16 protein-coding genes and 1 pseudogene are annotated in these 18,108 nt (G+C 67.9%); 9 read left to right on the top strand and 8 right to left on the bottom strand.

Going from position 1 to position 18,108, the window contains the following annotated elements:
• From gyrB to dnaA, 6 genes are all read right to left on the bottom strand, one after another.
• Complete coding sequence (gene gyrB / locus ACF088_RS17400; protein WP_392376607.1) at window positions 1-2,031, bottom strand: DNA topoisomerase (ATP-hydrolyzing) subunit B; 2,031 nt, start codon at window positions 2,029-2,031, stop codon at window positions 1-3.
• Between the two features lie 322 nt (window positions 2,032-2,353).
• Entirely contained in the window at window positions 2,354-2,890 is a 537-nt protein-coding gene (locus tag ACF088_RS17395) for a DUF721 domain-containing protein (RefSeq protein ID WP_392376606.1), read from the bottom strand.
• The gene (gene recF, locus ACF088_RS17390) at window positions 2,887-4,023 is read right to left on the bottom strand and encodes a DNA replication/repair protein RecF (protein ID WP_392376605.1); all 1,137 of its coding nucleotides are present in this window, start codon (window positions 4,021-4,023) and stop codon (window positions 2,887-2,889) included. The genes ACF088_RS17395 and recF overlap by 4 nt, the downstream gene beginning before the upstream one ends.
• A gap of 61 nt (window positions 4,024-4,084) precedes the next feature.
• Window positions 4,085-4,963, bottom strand: a complete 879-nt coding sequence (gene gnd / locus ACF088_RS17385; protein WP_392376604.1) for a phosphogluconate dehydrogenase (NAD(+)-dependent, decarboxylating) — start codon at window positions 4,961-4,963, stop codon at window positions 4,085-4,087.
• Between the two features lie 183 nt (window positions 4,964-5,146).
• The gene (gene dnaN, locus ACF088_RS17380; protein ID WP_088798837.1) at window positions 5,147-6,277 is read right to left on the bottom strand and encodes a DNA polymerase III subunit beta; all 1,131 of its coding nucleotides are present in this window, start codon (window positions 6,275-6,277) and stop codon (window positions 5,147-5,149) included.
• Between the two features lie 1,137 nt (window positions 6,278-7,414).
• Complete coding sequence (dnaA, locus tag ACF088_RS17375) at window positions 7,415-9,373, bottom strand: chromosomal replication initiator protein DnaA (RefSeq protein WP_392376603.1); 1,959 nt, start codon at window positions 9,371-9,373, stop codon at window positions 7,415-7,417.
• Between the two features lie 379 nt (window positions 9,374-9,752).
• Between dnaA and rpmH the strand changes: the two genes are divergently transcribed.
• From rpmH to ACF088_RS17330, 9 genes and pseudogenes are all read left to right on the top strand, one after another.
• Window positions 9,753-9,890: a 50S ribosomal protein L34 gene (rpmH, locus tag ACF088_RS17370; RefSeq protein ID WP_003949374.1), complete on the top strand. Its 138-nt coding sequence runs from the start codon at window positions 9,753-9,755 to the stop codon at window positions 9,888-9,890.
• A gap of 25 nt (window positions 9,891-9,915) precedes the next feature.
• Window positions 9,916-10,284: pseudogene (gene rnpA / locus ACF088_RS17365) on the top strand (ribonuclease P protein component); the annotation flags it as partial.
• An 86-nt stretch (window positions 10,285-10,370) separates the two neighbouring features.
• The gene (yidD, locus tag ACF088_RS17360; protein ID WP_006604423.1) at window positions 10,371-10,688 is read left to right on the top strand and encodes a membrane protein insertion efficiency factor YidD; all 318 of its coding nucleotides are present in this window, start codon (window positions 10,371-10,373) and stop codon (window positions 10,686-10,688) included.
• A gap of 3 nt (window positions 10,689-10,691) precedes the next feature.
• Window positions 10,692-11,834 carry a membrane protein insertase YidC gene (gene yidC, locus ACF088_RS17355; protein ID WP_392376602.1) on the top strand — a complete coding sequence of 381 codons (1,143 nt, stop codon included), beginning with the start codon at window positions 10,692-10,694 and terminating at the stop codon, window positions 11,832-11,834.
• Between the two features lie 14 nt (window positions 11,835-11,848).
• Window positions 11,849-12,355 (top strand): protein jag, encoded by a 507-nt coding sequence (locus ACF088_RS17350; RefSeq protein ID WP_392376601.1) that lies wholly within the window; start codon window positions 11,849-11,851, stop codon window positions 12,353-12,355.
• A 135-nt stretch (window positions 12,356-12,490) separates the two neighbouring features.
• Window positions 12,491-13,216, top strand: coding sequence for a 16S rRNA (guanine(527)-N(7))-methyltransferase RsmG (gene rsmG / locus ACF088_RS17345; protein WP_392376600.1), 726 nt, complete (start codon window positions 12,491-12,493; stop codon window positions 13,214-13,216).
• Between the two features lie 305 nt (window positions 13,217-13,521).
• The gene (locus ACF088_RS17340; RefSeq protein WP_392376599.1) at window positions 13,522-14,592 is read left to right on the top strand and encodes an AAA family ATPase; all 1,071 of its coding nucleotides are present in this window, start codon (window positions 13,522-13,524) and stop codon (window positions 14,590-14,592) included.
• On the top strand, window positions 14,589-15,686 hold the full coding sequence (locus tag ACF088_RS17335) for a ParB/RepB/Spo0J family partition protein (protein WP_392376598.1): 1,098 nt from the start codon (window positions 14,589-14,591) through the stop codon (window positions 15,684-15,686). Before ACF088_RS17340 ends, ACF088_RS17335 begins: the two co-directional genes overlap by 4 nt.
• 308 nt (window positions 15,687-15,994) lie before the next feature.
• Window positions 15,995-16,612, top strand: coding sequence for a GNAT family N-acetyltransferase (locus ACF088_RS17330; RefSeq protein WP_392376597.1), 618 nt, complete (start codon window positions 15,995-15,997; stop codon window positions 16,610-16,612).
• Between the two features lie 83 nt (window positions 16,613-16,695).
• Here ACF088_RS17330 and trxA read toward each other — a convergent pair whose 3' ends face one another.
• A complete protein-coding gene (trxA, locus tag ACF088_RS17325; protein WP_030075727.1) occupies window positions 16,696-17,022 on the bottom strand; it encodes a thioredoxin in 327 nt (108 codons plus the stop codon).
• Window positions 17,023-17,068: 46 nt separating this feature from the next.
• Window positions 17,069-18,040, bottom strand: a complete 972-nt coding sequence (trxB, locus tag ACF088_RS17320; protein ID WP_392376596.1) for a thioredoxin-disulfide reductase — start codon at window positions 18,038-18,040, stop codon at window positions 17,069-17,071.
• Between the last annotated feature and the right edge of the window lie 68 nt (window positions 18,041-18,108).

The following is an 18,108-nucleotide window of genomic DNA, read 5'->3' as shown; positions in this document are numbered from 1 at the left end:
TCAGATGTCGAGGAAGCGGACGTCCTTGGCATTGCGCTGGATGAACGAGCGGCGCGCCTCGACGTCCTCGCCCATCAGCACGGAGAACAGGTCGTCCGCGCGGGCCGCGTCGTCCAGCGAGACCTGACCGAGGACCCGGTGATCGGTGTCCATGGTCGTGATGCGCAGCTCCTCGGCGTTCATCTCGCCGAGACCCTTGAACCGCTGGATCGAGTCCTCGCGGATCCGCTTGCCGTTCTGCTTGCCGATCTCGATCAGCGCGTCCCGCTCCGTGTCGGAGTAGGCGTACTCGAAGTCGTCCCGGCCCCACTTGATCTTGTACAGCGGCGGGCGGGAGAGGTAGACGTGCCCCGCCTCGACCAGCGGCCGCATAAAGCGGAAGAGGAAGGTGAGCAGCAGGGTGTTGATGTGCTGACCGTCGACGTCGGCGTCCGCCATCAGGATGATCTTGTGATAGCGGAGCTTGTCGATATCGAAGTCCTCGTGCACGCCCGTGCCGAACGCCGAGATCAGCGCCTGGACCTCGTTGTTCTGCAGGATCTTGTCGACCCTGGCCTTCTCGACGTTGAGGATCTTGCCTCGGATCGGCAGGATCGCCTGGTACTCCGGGTTACGGCCGGACTTGGCCGAGCCACCGGCGGAGTCACCCTCGACGATGAAGATCTCGCACTTCTCGGGGTCGTTGGACTGGCAGTCGCTCAGCTTGCCCGGCAGCGACGCCGTCTCCAGCAGGCCCTTGCGGCGGGTCAGATCGCGCGCCTTACGGGCGGCCACCCGCGCGGTCGCGGCCTGGATGCCCTTGCGGATGATGTCCGCGGCCTCGTTGGGATTGCGGTCCAGCCAGTCGTTGAGGTGCTCGTGGACCACCTTCTGGACGAAGGTCTTCACCTCGGTGTTGCCCAGCTTGGTCTTGGTCTGGCCCTCGAACTGCGGCTCGGCGAGCTTGACCGAGATGATCGCCGTCAGTCCCTCGCGGACGTCCTCACCGGAGAGGTTGTCGTCCTTCTCGCGCAGCAGCTTCTTGTCGCGCGCATAGCGGTTGATCAGGCCGGTCAGCGCGGCGCGGAAGCCCTCTTCGTGGGTGCCGCCCTCGTGGGTGTGGATGATGTTCGCGAAGCTGTAGACACCCTCGCTGTACTGGGTGTTCCACTGCATCGCCAGCTCGACCGAGAGCTGGCGCTCCTTGTCCTCGGCGTCCACCGAGATCACCGTCGGGTGCACCAGCTCGCCCTTGCGCGAGTTGAGGTACGTCACGAAGTCGACGATGCCGCCCTCGTAGTGGTACCGCACCGAGAGCGGCTTGCCCTCCTCGTCCACATGGTCCGGGCGCTCGTCGGTCAGCGCGATCGTCAGACCCTTGTTGAGGAACGCCATCTCCTGGAAGCGCCGCGACAGCGTCTCGAAGCTGTACGTGGTGGTCTCGAAGATGTCGCCGTCGGCCCAGAACGTCACCGCCGTGCCGGAGTCGTCGGTCGCCTCGTGCTTGGCCAGCGGCGCGGTCGGCACACCGAGCTTGTACTCCTGCGTCCAGCGGTAGCCCTCCGTGCGGACCTCGACCGCCACCCGCTGCGACAGCGCGTTCACGACGGAGACACCCACGCCGTGCAGACCACCGGAGACCGCGTAGCCGCCGCCGCCGAACTTACCGCCGGCGTGCAGCACCGTCATCACGACCTCGACGGCCGGCTTGTTCTCCGACGGCACGATGCCGACCGGGATACCGCGGCCGTTGTCGACGACGCGGACGCCGCCGTCGGCCAGGATCGTGACCTCGATGGTGTCGGCGTGCCCCGCCAGCGCCTCGTCGACGGAGTTGTCGACGACCTCCTGCACGAGGTGGTGCAGACCGCGCTCACCTGTCGAGCCGATGTACATGCCAGGGCGCTTGCGGACCGCGTCCAGGCCTTCGAGGACGGTGATCGCACTGGCGTCGTACGACTTCTCCACCGCGGAGTCGCCCATGGCGCCGGCAGGAACCCCCTCTTCAGTAGAAGCCGTGTTGTTCTCGTTGAGGTCGCCGGAGTCGGCCACGAAGCGCCCTTTCTGGCACAGCACGAGCCCTTCCGCGCCTGTGGGAATCACCCCTGGGAAGACAGGCGGGAGCGGCTGCGTCATTCGACATGTTCCGCAAGTGGGCGGGATTGCCATCAGTCTACCGGTAGCGCTGACACTCATGGGGGTTTGCAGGCACCTGAGTCGTCATGTGCCGCCCTGAACTGGCGTCCGCCGACTCCCCATATCCGAGAAGGGGCCCCAGGACGCTCACACGGGCACTCAGCGCTTCGGACTGTCAACCGGCGGCTACCGTGAGCGGAGTCTCATCCCCCACCCCCGTAGAGAGGGGTCGAAGGGCTCAGCCGTAGGTGTCGCCGGGGCCCTTGCTTCCCGGTGCCCGCAGCGATCCGTACCGGCGCGCGGGGCCCCCGGGACCCAGCACCTTGATCACCTTTACGGTGCCGTGGCCCAGGTCCTCGTTGAGGCGGGCCACCAGCGTCGGGGCCAGCAGCCGCAGCTGCGTCGCCCAGGCCGTCGAATCGCACTGGACGGTCAGGACCCGGGCGTCCTCGTCGTACTTCTGCGGCTCGCAGTGCTGCGCCACCTCGGGCCCGACCAGCTGCGGCCAGCGCCCCATCACCCCGCCGACCGCGGCCGGGGTCTCCCAGCCGCGCTCCGTGATCAGCCGGTTGATCGCCGCACCGAGCGGCAGCGGATCGCGGCCGTCGGCCCGCGCCCCCGAGCGCAGCCCGCCGCGCCTGGCCTGCTTCTTCTGCTGCGCGGCCGCGCCCCGTGCACGCGCCTGCTCCTTGGCGGCGACCAGCGCCTGCCGGGCCAGATCCACACCGGAGAGCTCGGCGGAAGGCTTGGGCAGGTCGGGCTGCTCCTCGCTCACGGGGTCACCTTCTCCGCGGCGCCGCCGGACACCGCATAGCGCGCCCCGGCCAGAACGCCCGGCACATCGTCGTCCACCGCGGCCGTCACCAGCACCTGCTCGCCCGGGGCCACCAGCTCCGCCAGCCGCTCGCGGCGCCGCGCATCCAGCTCGGCGAAGACGTCGTCGAGCACGAGCACCGGCTCATTGCCCTCGGCCCGCAGCAGGTCGTACGAGGCCAGCCGCAGCGCCAGCGCATACGACCAGGACTCGCCATGACTGGCGTACCCCTTCGCCGGGAGCTGCCCCAGCTTGAGCCCCAGATCGTCGCGGTGCGGGCCGACCAGCGTCACCCCGCGCTCGATCTCTCCCTTACGGGCCTCGCCGAGCGCCGCCAGCAGCACGCCGCACAGCTCGTCGCGGGTCGAGGCGGTGGCCATCGCCTCTCCCGCCGAGCCGCGGTACTCCAGGGCCAGCGGTCCGCCGCCCGGCGCCAGCTGCTCGTAGGCCTTGTCCGCGAGCGGCTGCAGCGCGGCGATCAGATCGAGCCGCTGCGCCAGCAGCTCGGCGCCCGCGCGGGCCAGATGCTGGTCCCACACGTCCAGCGTCGACAGATCCATCTGCCGCCCGCCGTGCCTGCGCGCCAACGCCGCGGTTTTCAACAGGGTGTTGCGCTGCTTGAGGACACGGTCGTAGTCCGAGCGCACCCCGGCCATCCGCGGCGAGCGCGCGGTGATCAGCTCGTCCAGGAACCGCCGCCGCTCGCCCGGATCGCCCTTGACCAGCGCCAGGTCCTCCGGCGCGAACAGCACCGTCCGGACGATTCCCAGCACATCCCGCGGCTTGACCTGGGACGACCTGTTGATCCTGGCACGGTTGGCCTTGCCCGGATTGAGCTCCAGCTCGACCATCTGCTGCCGCTCGCCCTGGACGACCGCGGCCCGGATGACCGCCCGCTCGGCGCCCATCCGCACCAGCGGGGCGTCCGAGGAGACCCGGTGGCTGCCGAGCGTGGCGAGATAGCCGACCGCTTCGACCAGATTGGTCTTGCCCTGGCCGTTGGGGCCCACGAAAGCCGTGACGCCCGGGTCGAGCGGAACCTCGACCCGGGCGTACGAGCGGAAGTCGGCGAGGGACAGATGCGTGATGTGCACGGCTGGGCGCCGACCTCCCCCGGCTGTGGTGACCGGTTGCTGCGGTGGTTGCTGCTTCTTGCTACTTCTTGTTCTCGACCGCGTGGCCACCGAACTGGTTGCGCAGCGCGGCGATCATCTTCATCTGCGGGGAGTCGTCCTGACGGGACGCGAAGCGCGCGAAGAGCGAGGCCGTGATCGCGGGCAGCGGCACGGCATTGTCGATCGCGGCCTCGACCGTCCAGCGGCCCTCACCGGAGTCGGCGGCGAAACCGCGCAGCTTCTCGAGGTGCTCGTCGTCGTCGAGGGCGTTGACGGCCAGGTCGAGCAGCCAGGAGCGGATGACCGTCCCCTCCTGCCACGAGCGGAAGATCTCGCGCACGTCCGTGACGGAGTCGACCTTCTCCAGCAGCTCCCAGCCCTCGGCGAAGGCCTGCATCATCGCGTACTCGATGCCGTTGTGGACCATCTTCGCGAAGTGGCCGGCGCCGACCTTGCCGGCGTGCACCGAGCCGAACTCGCCCTCGGGCTTGAGGGCGTCGAAGACCGGCTGCACCTTGGCGACATCGTCCTTGTCGCCGCCGTACATCAGCGCATAGCCGTTCTCCAGGCCCCAGACGCCGCCGGAGACACCGCAGTCGACGAAGCCGATGCCCTTGGCCTTCAGCTCCTCGGCGTGCTTCTCGTCGTCGGTCCAGCGGGAGTTGCCGCCGTCCACGACGATGTCGCCCGGTGAGAGCAGCTCGGCCAGCTCGTCGATCGTGGACTGGGTGGCGGCACCGGCCGGCACCATGACCCAGACCACCCGCGGACCCTTGAGCTTGTCCACCAGCCCCTGAAGGCTGTTGACATCCGCCACGTCGGGGTTGCGGTCGTATCCGATGACGGTGTGGCCGGCGCGGCGAATGCGCTCGCGCATATTGCCGCCCATCTTGCCGAGACCGACGAGACCGAGCTCCATCAGAGACCCTCTTTGCACGTAGTCGTTGCTGTTCGTACCCGGGTCCGAGCCTACGCCCGCAGGTCCGCGCACACCTGTGGGCTCAGCCGCTCATCAGGGGCCCTTCAGCCGGTCGCCGCAAGGTGCGTGGCCAGGGCGCTGTCCGGTGTCCGCCGGACAGCCGCCCCCGCTGCCGTCCGGCCGTCAGCCCGAGAGCCGCACCGGCATGATCAGGTACTTGTACGCGTCGTCCGCCTCGGCGTCCTTGGCCGGCCGGCCGCTCAGCAGCGCGGGCTTGGTCGAGGTCGTGAAGGACAGCTGCGCCACCGGGGAGTCGATGGCCGACAGGCCCTCCAGGAGGAAGCCCGGGTTGAAGGCGATGGAGATGTCGTCGCCCTCCAGGTCGGCGTCCACCCGCTCCACAGCCTGTGCATCGTCGCTGGAGCCGGCCTCCAGGATCAGCACGCCCTGCTCGAAGCTCAGCCGGACCGGGGTGTTCCGCTCGGCCACCAGCGCCACACGCTTGACGGCCTCGACGAACGGGGCGGTCTCGATCACGGCGACCGAATTGAACTCGGTCGGGAAGAGAGTGCGGTACTTCGGCAGGTCGCCTTCCAGCAGACGCGTCGTCGTCCGCCGCCCGGCGCCCTCGAAACCGATCAGGCCCTCGCCCTGGCCGGAGCCGGACAGCGCGAGCGTCACGGTGTCACCGCTGCTCAGGGACTTGGCGGTGTCCAGCAGCGTCTTGGCGGGGACCAGCGCGACCGCGGAGGCGTCGGGGCTCTCCGGCTTCCACAGGAACTCACGCACCGCGAAGCGGTAACGGTCGGTGGAGGCCAGGGTGACGGTGTCGCCCTCGATCTCGATCCGTACGCCGGTGAGCACCGGAAGGGTGTCGTCACGGCCGGCGGCGATGGCGACCTGGGCGGCGGCCGCGGCGAAGACCTCACCGGGGACGGTGCCGGTGGCGGTGGGCATCGTCGGCAGGGAGGGGTACTCCTCCACAGGAAGAGTGTGGAGGGTGAAGCGAGAGGAGCCGCAGACGACGGTCACTCGTACACCGTCGGTGGAAATCTCCACCGGGCGGTTGGGGAGCGCACGGCAGATGTCGGCGAGCAGCCGGCCGGAGACGAGGACCGTGCCCTCCTCTTCCACCTCCGCTTCCACCGAGACCCGCGCGGAGACCTCGTAGTCGAAGCCGGAGAGGCTCAGCGCGCCCTCCTCCGCCTTCAGCAGCAGGCCCGCGAGGACGGGCACCGGCGGACGGGCCGGGAGGCTCTTGGCCGCCCAGGCCACTGCCTCCGCGAGTACATCGCGCTCCACCCGGATCTTCACCGGAAACCGCCTCCTGCTGTTGCTGGCTCTCGCCCTGCTGGCCTTCGTCGTCGGCTGGGTTGCCGGAGACCAGTCTGACGCACGCCACCGACAGTCGGTGCGGCTCGGGGTCAAGTCGGTTCGACCGGTGCCGGACGCCCGGCGGCCAACTTGTGCACAGGCCCCGTTTCCGAACGAGTTCCCCGGTAGATATCCGTGGTCGTAGTAGTAGGGGCTGTGGAAACCGTGGACAACTGCTTTTGCGCAGGTCAACGCGGATTTTTTGTCCACTGCCCCTGTGGGTGGCGGTGGTGGAAAAGCCGGTGGTTCTGTGGACCGCCGGAAGTTCTGCACACCCGATGCACAGGGGACGGGTACTTCTCCCCAGCGCCATCCCCAGCTTTACCCCCGTTCCCCACAGCCCAATCCATCACCTTGGTGTGACCGCTTTCACTCGGCCCGGTGAGGGCGGGTGTTGTGTTGCCGAACAGTGGACAGCGGTGTGGAGAAGCCGGTGATCGTTGGGGACAACAGCGGCTTGCCTGTGGGCGGGCGGTGGACAAGACGCGGCCTCCCCTGTGGACGAATCCACTGTCCACACCCTGTGGACGAAGGTTGGCCACAAATCCACACGCGGCTGACCTCCTCCGATGCCCCGTCAGAACACCGGCCTGTGGATCCCACAGGGATAACTTTCCTCTCCCCAGGATGTGGACGGAAGATTCTTGCCCAATCTGTGGAGAGAAGCCGTGACCGGCAGCGGAATCGAACACAGCAGGCGCGCTCCACGGGTTTGGGACGGCGGCGGGGCGGCTCGGAGGGGGCGCCACAGGGGCCCGGGAGCGTCTCGGAGCGGCCTCGGAGCGGCCTCGGAGCGGCCTCGGAGCGACGCGTGACGCGTTCAGGAGCACTCGGAAGCCTCGCTCAAGGGCGCACAGGGCACGGGCAACGGTCAGGTGGGGGAAGAGAGACGCGGGCGCTTCGTCTGTGGCCTGCGGGGGGGGGAGAGACACGGGCGCTTGGCCTGTGGGGAGACATGGGCGCTTCGCCGAACGGCCGGCCCCCGTACAACGAAGGGCGCTGCCGGAACGGATCCGGAGCGCCCTTGGACGTCCTGCGGTGGCCGGTGGAGCAGCGGTGGATCAGCGGTGGCCGGCCTCAGCCGTTCTTGATGCGGTTGGTCAGCTCGGTGACCTGGTTGTAGATCGAGCGTCGCTCGGCCATCAGCGCGCGGATCTTGCGGTCGGCGTGCATCACGGTCGTATGGTCCCGGCCGCCGAACTGCGCGCCGATCTTCGGCAGGGAGAGATCGGTCAGCTCGCGGCACAGATACATGGCGATCTGGCGGGCGGTCACCAGCACCCGGCTGCGTGACGAGCCGCACAGGTCGTCGATGGTCAGCCCGAAGTAGTCGGCGGTCGAGGCCATGATCGCGGTCGCGGTGATCTCCGGCGCGGCATCCTCGCCACCGGGGATCAGGTCCTTGAGCACGATCTCGGTCAGCCCCAGGTCCACCGGCTGCCGGTTGAGCGAGGCGAACGCCGTGACCCGGATCAGCGCACCCTCCAGCTCACGGATGTTGCGCGAGATCCGGGACGCGATGAACTCCAGCACCTCCGGCGGAGCGTTCAGCTGCTCCTGGACCGCCTTCTTGCGCAAAATCGCGATCCGGGTCTCCAGCTCGGGCGGCTGGACATCGGTGATCAGGCCCCACTCGAAGCGGTTGCGCAGCCGGTCCTCCAGGGTGACCAGCTGCTTGGGCGGCCGGTCACTGGAGAGCACGATCTGCTTGTTCGCGTTGTGCAGCGTATTGAAGGTGTGGAAGAACTCCTCCTGCGTCGACTCCTTGCTCGCCAGAAACTGGATGTCGTCGACCAGCAGGATGTCCATGTCGCGGTAGCGCTTGCGGAACGCGTCCGCCTTGCCGTCGCGGATGGAGTTGATGAACTCGTTGGTGAACTCCTCCGAGCTCACGTACCGCACCCGGGTGCCGGGGTACAGGCTCCGCGCGTAGTGCCCGATCGCATGCAGCAGATGGGTCTTGCCGAGACCGGACTCCCCGTAGATGAACAGCGGGTTGTACGCCTTGGCCGGCGCCTCGGCGACGGCGACCGCGGCGGCGTGCGCAAAGCGGTTCGAGGCGCCGATGACGAAGGTGTCGAAGAGGTACTTCGGGTTCAGCCGCGCGGTCGGCTCACCGGGGCCGGTCGCCGGTGCGGGCTGCGCGGCGAGCGGGCTGGGCGCACCGCTGGGCGCGGGCAGCACGGCGCCGGATCCGGGAGCGCCCGAGCGGCCGTTGTGCCCGCCGGGCTGGTGCTCGGAGAGGTCGCGGCGCGGCTGGTCGTAAGGGGAGCGGCCGTCGGAGTGCTGCGCCTGCCCGCGGTAGTCGTTCTGCCGCTGCTGATGCGGCGATACATGGGACGACGGGGAGGCGTAGGGGTCGCGCTCGGGGAACCCGCCGAGGTGCTGCTGCTGCCAGCCGTAGTCATCGCGCGGTCCGGGGCCGCCGGCCATACCGGAGGAGTGCTGCGGCCAGCCGCCGGGCTCGTGCCGGGGCTGCTGGTAGTCCGGATAGGCGGGGCGTACGCCGGGCAGGTCCTCGCCCTGGCGGCCGTAGCCCTGCCGACTGTCATGCCGGTTGTCATGGCGTCCGTCGTGACGGCCTTCGTGGCGGTTGTCGTGCCGCGCTTCGTAGCCGTCGTAGGCATCGTGTTGCTGCTGTGCCTGATGCGACTGCTGATGGTGCGGGGCGTGCTGCTGGGGCGACGGCTGGTGCTGGGGGGATTGGTGCTGAGGCGACTGATGCTGGGGCGCGGGCGGTGCGGACTGTGCCGGGGGCTCCTCGGAGGAGTCGTCGACGGTGATCGCGATCCGGATCGGGCGGCCGCACTCATGGCTGAGAGCCTCCCCGATCAGCGGCGCCAGCCGGCCTTCCAGCACACCCTTGGCGAACTCATTGGGGACGGCGAGCAGCGCGGTGTCGGCGACCAGCGCCAGCGGCTGGGTGCGCTTGAGCCAGTCCTGGTCCTTGGGCTTGAGGCCGTCGGCCTCCGCGCGAAGGAGATGGTCGAGCACGCGCGGCCACACTGCGGCAAGATCGGCAGGTACATCAGCCACGGGGCACGCTCTCTCAGCAGTCCCACGAATGTGTGATTCTCAGGACGGGCGGGAAGGAATCGGGGTTCAGCCACGGTAGTCAGGGCGGGCCTGGGGATTCAAGTTGTTGTCCACAGGCTGTGCATAGTGTGTCCTGACAAGAGGCCGGTCGGCGCCGCCGAGGAGCCGGTTTGACCGGATGGCGTAGCCGCGCGTACCGTGACCAGGTCGAGTTGTCGATGGCTGCTGCCGCCTGCCTCCGATGGGCAAAGATCACGCTCGAGTGATCGTGTAGCGGTGCACTAAGGCGTTGCGAGCTACTCGTGGGCGCACGGTGACAGCCAGTCGACGCCCCACATCTGTCTCTCCTTGAGACAACAAGCATTCCTGGAGCCCCCGAGTGAGCAAGCGCACCTTCCAGCCGAACAACCGCCGCCGCGCGAAGACCCACGGCTTCCGTCTGCGCATGCGGACCCGCGCCGGCCGCGCGATTCTCGCGTCCCGCCGTGGCAAGGGTCGCGCCCGCCTGTCGGCCTGAGCAGCCTGAAACCTAGGTCCATGACGTGCTGCCTACCGAGAATCGGCTGAGGCGGCGCGAGGACTTTGCGACCGCGGTACGCCGGGGACGCAGGGCCGGGCGCCCGCTCCTTGTCGTTCATTTCCGCAGCGGTGCAACGGACCCGCACGGGTCGGGGGAAAGTGTTCCCCCGGCACGTGCGGGTTTCGTCGTGAGCAAGGCAGTGGGCAACGCTGTCGTGCGCACCAAGGTCAAGCGCCGGCTCAGGCATCTGATGCGCGACCGGCTGGACCGGCTGCCCGCCGGTAGCCTGGTTGTCGTACGGGCCCTGCCCTGCGCGGGTGATGCGGAACACGACCAGCTGGCCCGCGACCTGGACGCCGCCCTTGAGCGGCTGCTGGGAGGGGTGCCGAGAGGCTGCCATCCCCCGGGGGCCGTGACCGACGGCGGCTCCGCCGCGGGCCCCCGGAACCCCGGACGGGACCCGGGAGGGAGCGCACAGTGAAGTACCCGCTGCTGCTTTTGATCAAGATCTACCAGTGGACCATCAGCCCCTTGCTGGGACCGGTCTGCAAGTACTACCCGTCGTGCTCGCACTATGGCTACACGGCCATCGACCGGCACGGCGCGGTGAAAGGGACTGCGCTGACAGCTTGGCGCATCCTGCGATGCAATCCGTGGTCGCTCGGTGGCGTCGACCACGTCCCTCCCCGGAAGCGTCCGGTTTGGCATCAGCGGCTGAGGAGCCGCCTGGGCGGGCCCACCGTCCCTGAGCCTGTCGCCCAGCCCGAGACTCAGCCCAACGCCCAAGGAGCCTGATTCGTGGACACGATCCTCGGTCCCCTCTATATCGCTGTTTCCTGGATCATCGTCCAGTTCCACTCGTTCTACAGCCTCATCTTTGACAAGGACAGTGGCGCGGCGTGGGGTCTGTCCATCGTCTCGCTGGTGGTGCTGATCCGTATCTGCCTGATCCCGCTCTTTGTGAAGCAGATCAAGTCGACGCGGAACATGCAGGCGCTTCAGCCGAAGATGAAGGCGATCCAGGAGCGCTACAAGAACGACAAGCAGCGCCAGTCCGAAGAGATGATGAAGCTCTACAAGGAGACGGGTACCAACCCGCTCTCGAGCTGTCTCCCGATTCTGGCCCAGTCGCCGTTCTTCATCTCGCTGTACCAGGTTCTGAGCCACATCGCGCAGAACAAGACGGTCGGCGTCATCGACCAGCCGCTGCTGGAGAGCGCGCAGAAGGCGCACATCTTCGGTGCGCCGCTGGCGGCGAAGTTCATGGACAGCGCGGAGAAGATCCAGAGCCTCGGTGCTTCCGTGGTCGACGTCCGCGTGGTCACGATCATCATGATCATCCTGATGTCGGCGTCGCAGTTCTACACGCAGCGCCAGCTGATGACCAAGAACGTCGACCTCACGGTGAAGACGCCGTTCATGCAGCAGCAGAAGATGCTGATGTACGTCTTCCCCCTCATGTTCGCCGTCTTCGGTATCAACTTCCCCGTCGGTGTTCTCGTCTACTGGCTGACCACCAACGTGTGGACCATGGGCCAGCAGATGTTCGTCATCCGTCGTAACCCGACCCCGGGCAGCAAGGCCTTTGCGGAGCGCCAGGAGCGGCTGCGCGCCGCCGGCAAGATCGTCGAGGACCCGGCCGTGGTCGAGGCGAAGCAGGCCGCCGAGGAGGCGCGCCACAACCGCCAGCAGCCCAAGCGTCAGTCGAAGTCCCAGCGGCAGACCGGCGGCGCGGCACCGGCCGGCGGTGCGCAGAACCGTACGCGGGCCGGATCCTCTTCGGGTGACACGGGCGCCGGACAGGGTGCTGCGAAGAAGCAGTCGCTGGAGAAGAAGGACGCGCAGGAGGGCAAGGAGAAGGGCGGTGCCTCCGGGTCCCGCACCACCAAGTCCGGTCAGCGCAAGGGCCAGCAGCGCCCCAAGCACCCGTCCAAGAAGTAAGAAGGAGTCCTTTCGTGACGGACACGACCCCTGCCACCAAGGGCACCGACACCCTGTCCCGTCTGGAGCAGGAAGGCGAGATCGCGGCCGACTACCTCGAGGGTCTGCTGGACATCGCCGACCTCGACGGTGACATCGACATGGATGTCGAGGCCGACCGTGCCGCTGTGTCGATCATCAGTGACTCGACCAGCCGTGACCTGCAGAAGCTGGTGGGCCGCGACGGCGAGGTGCTGGAGGCCCTGCAGGAGCTGACCCGGCTGGCCGTGCACCGTGAAACCGGTGACCGCAGCCGTCTGATGCTGGACATCGCCGGCTTCCGGGCGCGTAAGCGCGAAGAGCTCGCGGAGATCGGTGCGAAGGCGGCCGAAGAGGTCAAGGGCACCGGCGAGCCGCTGAAGCTCGACCCCATGACGCCGTTCGAGCGCAAGGTCGTCCACGACGCGGTGGCCGCGGCCGGGCTGCGGAGTGAGTCCGAGGGCGAGGAGCCGGAGCGCCGAGTGGTTGTCCTCCCGGCCTGACCGCTCAGCGCTCCCGTTTTTCTTTGGCCCCGTCTGCTCGCAGGCGGGGCCAATCGTTGTCAGCGTTCTGTGTTATCCCGGGGGCGTAACCCGGGTTCCCGGCAGGAAAAGCAGTCCAAAGGAAGGGCGGTTCCCGTGACGGAGGAAGCAGCGGAGCTCCCTCCTGCGCCGCAGGCGGCGCAGGAGGTTTTCGGCGAGCGCTTTCCGGAGGCCGTGCGGTACGGCGAACTGCTCGCCGACGCCGGGGTGAAGCGTGGGCTCATCGGCCCGCGTGAGGTGCCGCGGCTGTGGGAGCGGCATCTGTTGAACTGCGCGGTGCTCTCCGAGGTGGTGCCCGAGGGCGTCTCGGTCTGCGATGTGGGCTCGGGGGCCGGGCTGCCCGGTATTCCGCTGGCTCTGGTGCGCCCGGACCTGAAGATCACGCTGCTGGAGCCACTGCTGCGGCGTACGAACTTCCTTCAGGAAGTCGTCGAGCTGCTCGGGCTGGACCATGTCACGGTCGTGCGCGGGCGGGCCGAAGAGGTGATGGGGAAGCTGCCCCAGGTGCATGTGGTGACGGCGCGTGCCGTCGCCCCGCTCGACCGGCTGGCCGGCTGGGGAGTTCCGCTGCTGCGCCCCTACGGCGAGATGCTGGCGCTCAAGGGCGATGCCGCGGAGGAGGAGCTCAAGGGGGCTCGGGCGGCGCTGAGCAAGCTGGGCGTCGTGGAGACCTCGGTGGTGCACGTGGGTGAGGGCATCGTGGATCCGCCGTCGACCGTCGTGCGGGTCGAGGTGGGCGAGAGCCCCGGCGGTGTGCGCTTTGCGGCCAAGCGGGCCAAGGCGGCTCGGGTGGGCCGTGCGTCGAGGGGGCGCCGGCGCTGACGCCCTGGTGCCGGAGCACTACAGACCGGCAGGGATGCCAGGGTGTGCCGTTCCGTGAGGAGAGAAAACGGCAAAAGTCTTAAATGCCATCAAAGCGACACAAGACGGAGTGTCGCGGCTGATTCAGGCGCGACGCTGGCATCGTGTTTCACGTGAAACGTCGTTCTCTACTGCAAGGGATCATCGACCGTGGTCGTGCGGCCGCCGTGCCCCGCGACCGTAGACCCGCAAGGGTCAGCGAAGTATCCACAGAAGTGGATTCGTCCACAGGAGAACGGACCTCACTGGTTCGCGACACCGAAAGCATGGCAGGCTCTGAACATTGCGAGCCTGATGTCGAGGAGAGTGAATCCTTGCGGTCCGACGCCAACATCGCGGGACCGATGACCGATCCGGTCCCCGGTCCCCGTAGCGAGTCGTTCGGGGACGACGTTTCACGTGAAACGCCGCCCCCGATGGACGACACCCCGATCGGTCGTGCAGCTCAGCTGGCGGTGGAGGCACTCGGCCGCGCGGGTGAGGGGCTGCCCCGGCCTGAACAGACGCGGGTCATGGTGGTTGCCAACCAGAAGGGCGGGGTCGGCAAGACCACGACCACGGTGAACCTGGCGGCCTCCTTGGCCCTGCACGGTGCACGGGTTCTGGTGATCGACCTCGACCCCCAGGGCAATGCGTCAACGGCGCTGGGCATCGACCACCACTCCGAAGTGCCCTCCATTTACGACGTACTGGTGGAGAGCAAGCCACTCTCCGACGTCGTGCAGCCGGTCGGGGATGTGGAGGGCTTGTTCTGTGCGCCCGCCACGATCGATCTGGCCGGTGCGGAGATCGAGCTGGTCTCGCTGGTGGCCCGTGAGAGCCGGCTCGACCGGGCCATCAAGGCGTATGAACAGCCGCTGGACTACATCTTCATCGACTGCCCGCCCTCGCTCGGTCTGCTGACGGTCAACGCTCTGGTGGCCGGCGCCGAGGTACTGATCCCGATTCAGTGCGAGTATTACGCGCTGGAGGGCCTGGGCCAGCTGCTCCGGAACGTTGATCTGGTGCGGGGGCATCTCAACCCCAAGCTCCATGTCTCGACGATCCTGCTCACCATGTACGACGGCCGCACCCGGTTGGCCTCTCAGGTCGCCGACGAGGTGCGCAGTCACTTCGGCCACGAGGTGCTCCGTACGAGCATTCCCCGCTCGGTGCGCATCTCCGAGGCACCCAGCTACGGGCAGACGGTGCTCACCTATGACCCGGGATCCAGTGGCTCGCTTTCCTACCTCGAAGCAGCCCGGGAGATCGCGCTGCGTGGGGTCCCGCAGACCGGGGGCCAGGGCCTCAGCGTCAACTATGAAGCACAGCACAGCATCTCGGAGGGGACTCAGTGAGCGAACGACGTAGAGGCCTGGGCCGTGGGCTCGGTGCGCTGATCCCCGCGGCACCGCAGAGTACGGACCATGCCGGGTCTACGGGGCAGGGAGCGGCGTCACCGTCGTCCGCACCGGTATTGGCCCCGGAGCGAGGAGTGGCGGCCGCCAAGGTGACGTCGCTGCCGACACACGGTGTTTCACGTGAAACGGAAACACCGGCAGGGTCGGAGGCATCGTCGGCGGGCGTCTCGGAAGTGGCAGGCGCGCACTTCGCCGAGGTGCCACTGGATGCGATCAAGCCGAACCCGCGCCAGCCGCGTGAGGTTTTCGACGAGGACGCCCTTGCCGAACTGGTCACCTCGATCAAGGAGGTGGGCCTGCTCCAGCCGGTGGTGGTCCGTCAGACGGGACCGGGGCGGTATGAGCTCATCATGGGTGAGCGCCGCTGGCGGGCGTGCCGTGAGGCCGGCCTGGAAAAGATTCCCGCGATCGTGCGGGCCACGGACGATGAGAAGCTGCTGCTCGATGCGCTTCTGGAGAACCTCCACCGGGCACAGCTCAACCCGCTGGAAGAGGCAGCCGCCTATGACCAGCTCCTGAAGGACTTCAAGTGCACGCATGACGAGCTGGCCGACCGCATCGGGCGTTCGCGCCCGCAGGTCTCCAACACGCTGCGGCTGCTGAAGCTCTCGCCGTCTGTGCAGAAGAGGCTCGCCGCAGGCGTGCTCTCCGCAGGGCATGCCCGCGCTCTGCTCTCCGTGGAGGACTCGGAAGAGCAGGACCACCTCGCGCGCCGCATCGTGGCGGAGGGACTGTCGGTCCGTTCCGTCGAGGAGATCGTGACGCTGATGGGGTCGACCCCTCAGAGCGCGAGCAAGGCCAAGGGACCCCGTGCGGGCACCCGGGTGTCCCCCGCGCTCACGGGGCTGGCCTCCCGGCTGTCTGACCGCTTTGAGACCCGGGTGAAGGTCGACCTGGGCCAGAAGAAGGGAAAGATCGTTGTCGAGTTCGCCTCGATGGACGATCTGGAGCGCATCCTCGGCACGCTTGCCCCTGGTGAGGGGCGTGTCCTGGGCCAGTCGCTGGCCGAGGAGAACGACGAAGAAGAGTGAGTTGATGCTCTCGGCCCCTGGGCGGGCCGTGTTCCGGAGTTCATACCGGAACACGGCCCGCCCTTTGCTCTCTTGCGGTACCCGTGCCCGTAAAGGGTGGATACGATGCGTTCGGGTATGGCACGCATCCATGTGGAGAGACCTCACACCGAGGAGAGGGCCATGCAATCGGTGAGCCGCACCGGACTGTTGGCAGCGGGGTTCGGCCTCGCAGCTGTCGGAGGGTTCGTTGGTGGTCTGCTCAGAGAGCAGGCGGCGCTGACGGCGCTTCGTGGTGGGGCAGGCGAGGGAAGCGAGGACCTGGTTCCATGGGCCGTCGGCTCGTACCGCTCACGTTGGACAACCTTCCGGACCTCCCCAAGCGCTGCCGCTCCTGTGTCTTCTGGGAGCTCGACCCCGTCAGCGGCGAGGCCGCGGTAAAAGCGGGACGCCCCGAGCTCGAGAAGGAAGCCTGGATCTCGGCAGTACTGCTGGAGTGGGGGTCCTGCGGGCGGGTGGTCTATGTCGACGAGGTGCCCGTCGGGTTCGTGATGTACGCCCCGCCGGCGTATGTGCCGCGCTCCACGGCCTTCCCCACCAGCCCGGTCTCACCGGATGCGGTGCAGTTGCTGACGGCTTGGCTGATCCCTGGGTACCAAGGTCAGGGGCTGGGGCGGGTGATGGTCCAGACGGTCGCCAAGGACCTCATCCAGCGCGGCTTCAAAGCCATCGAGGCGTTTGGCGATGCCCGCTGGAGCGAGCCGGCGTGCGTGCTGCCCGCCAATCATCTCCTCGCGGTCGGCTTCAAGACCGTACGGCCCCATCCCCGCTTTCCCCGGCTGCGCCTTGAGCTGCGGACCACGATCTCGTGGAAGGAAGATGTCGAGCTGGCTCTCGACCGCCTGCTGGGAGCTGTGCAGAAGGAACCGGCCCTGCGGCCGTTGTAAGGCGTGCGGTTTCCCGTGAAACAGAGAACGGGCCCGCCCTTTGGTGGGGCAGGCCCGTTTCCCGTGAAACGGAGTGGCGTGACTCAGGCGAGGTAGTCCGACAGGTCGCGCTCGATCGCAGCCTTCGGCTTGGCACCGACGATGGTCTTCACGACCTCGCCGCCCTGGTAGACGTTCATGGTCGGGATCGACATGACGCCGTACTTGGCGGTGGTTGCCGGGTTCTCGTCGGTGTTCAGCTTGGCGATGACGATCTCGTCGTGCTCGGCGGCAATTGCCTCCAGGGACGGGGCGACCTGGCGGCACGGGCCGCACCAGGTGGCCCAGAAGTCCACAAGGACAGGCTTGTCGCTCTTGAGAACGACCTCTTCGAAGTTGTCGTCCGTGACGGTCACCGTGGCGCCGGCCATGGCAATCTCCTTACTGGGTGGGTGGTGGGAAAGCTGGGTGCGCGGATCAGACCGAAGCGGTCTTGTCCGGCTCGGCCGCCTCGCTGTCCGACAGCGCAGCGAGGAACCGCTCGGCGTCGAGGGCGGCGGAGCAGCCCGTACCGGCTGCGGTGATCGCCTGGCGGTAGGTGTGGTCGACGACATCGCCGGCGCCGAAGACGCCCGTCAGGTTGGTCCGCGTGCTGGGCGCATCGACCTTGAGGTAGCCCTCGTCGTCGAGCTTCAGCTGCCCCTTGAACAGCTCGGTACGCGGGTCGTGGCCGATCGCGATAAAGAGGCCGGTGACAGGGAGCTCGGAGGTCTCGCCGGTCTTACGGTTGCGCAGAGTCAGACCCGAGAGCTTGCTCTCACCGTGGATCTCGGCGACGTCGCTGTCCCACACAAACTTGATCTTCGGGTCCGCGAAGGCACGATCCTGCATCGCCTTGCTGGCCCGCAGGGTGTCGCGACGGTGGACGACCGTGACCGACTTGGCGAAGCGGGAGAGGAAGGTGGCCTCCTCCATCGCGGTGTCGCCTCCACCGATGACGGCGATGTCCTGGTCCTTGAAGAAGAACCCGTCGCAGGTGGCGCACCAGGAAACGCCACGACCGGACAGCTCGTCCTCACGGGGAAGGCCGAGCTTGCGGTGCTGGGAGCCGGTGCTGACGATTACGGTCTTCGCCCGGTGCACGTTGCCGGCGGTGTCCGTGACGGTCTTGATCTCCTCGGAGAGGTCGACCGACACGATGTCGTCCGGCACCAGCTCGGCGCCGAAGCGCTCCGCCTGGGCGCGCATGTTGTCCATCAGGTCCGGCCCCATGATGCCGTCGCGGAAACCGGGGAAGTTCTCCACGTCAGTGGTGTTCATCAGCGCGCCTCCGGCGGTGACGGCACCTTCGAAGACCAGCGGCTTCAGGGACGCGCGGGCGGTGTAGAGCGCTGCGGTGTAGCCCGCGGGCCCGGAGCCAATGATGATCACGTTGCGGACGTCGCTCACGGGTGTCTTCCTTGTCTCTGCCGACTGCTTGCTGGGGCTCTCGGAACTCTCACCCCACCCAACGGATC

This window comes from Streptomyces sp. NPDC015125, from assembly GCF_043080045.1.
Taxonomy (GTDB): Bacteria; Actinomycetota; Actinomycetes; order Streptomycetales; family Streptomycetaceae; genus Streptomyces.
Note: the sequence above shows the minus strand (reverse complement) of the source record. Positions and strands in the feature narration are given on the sequence as shown.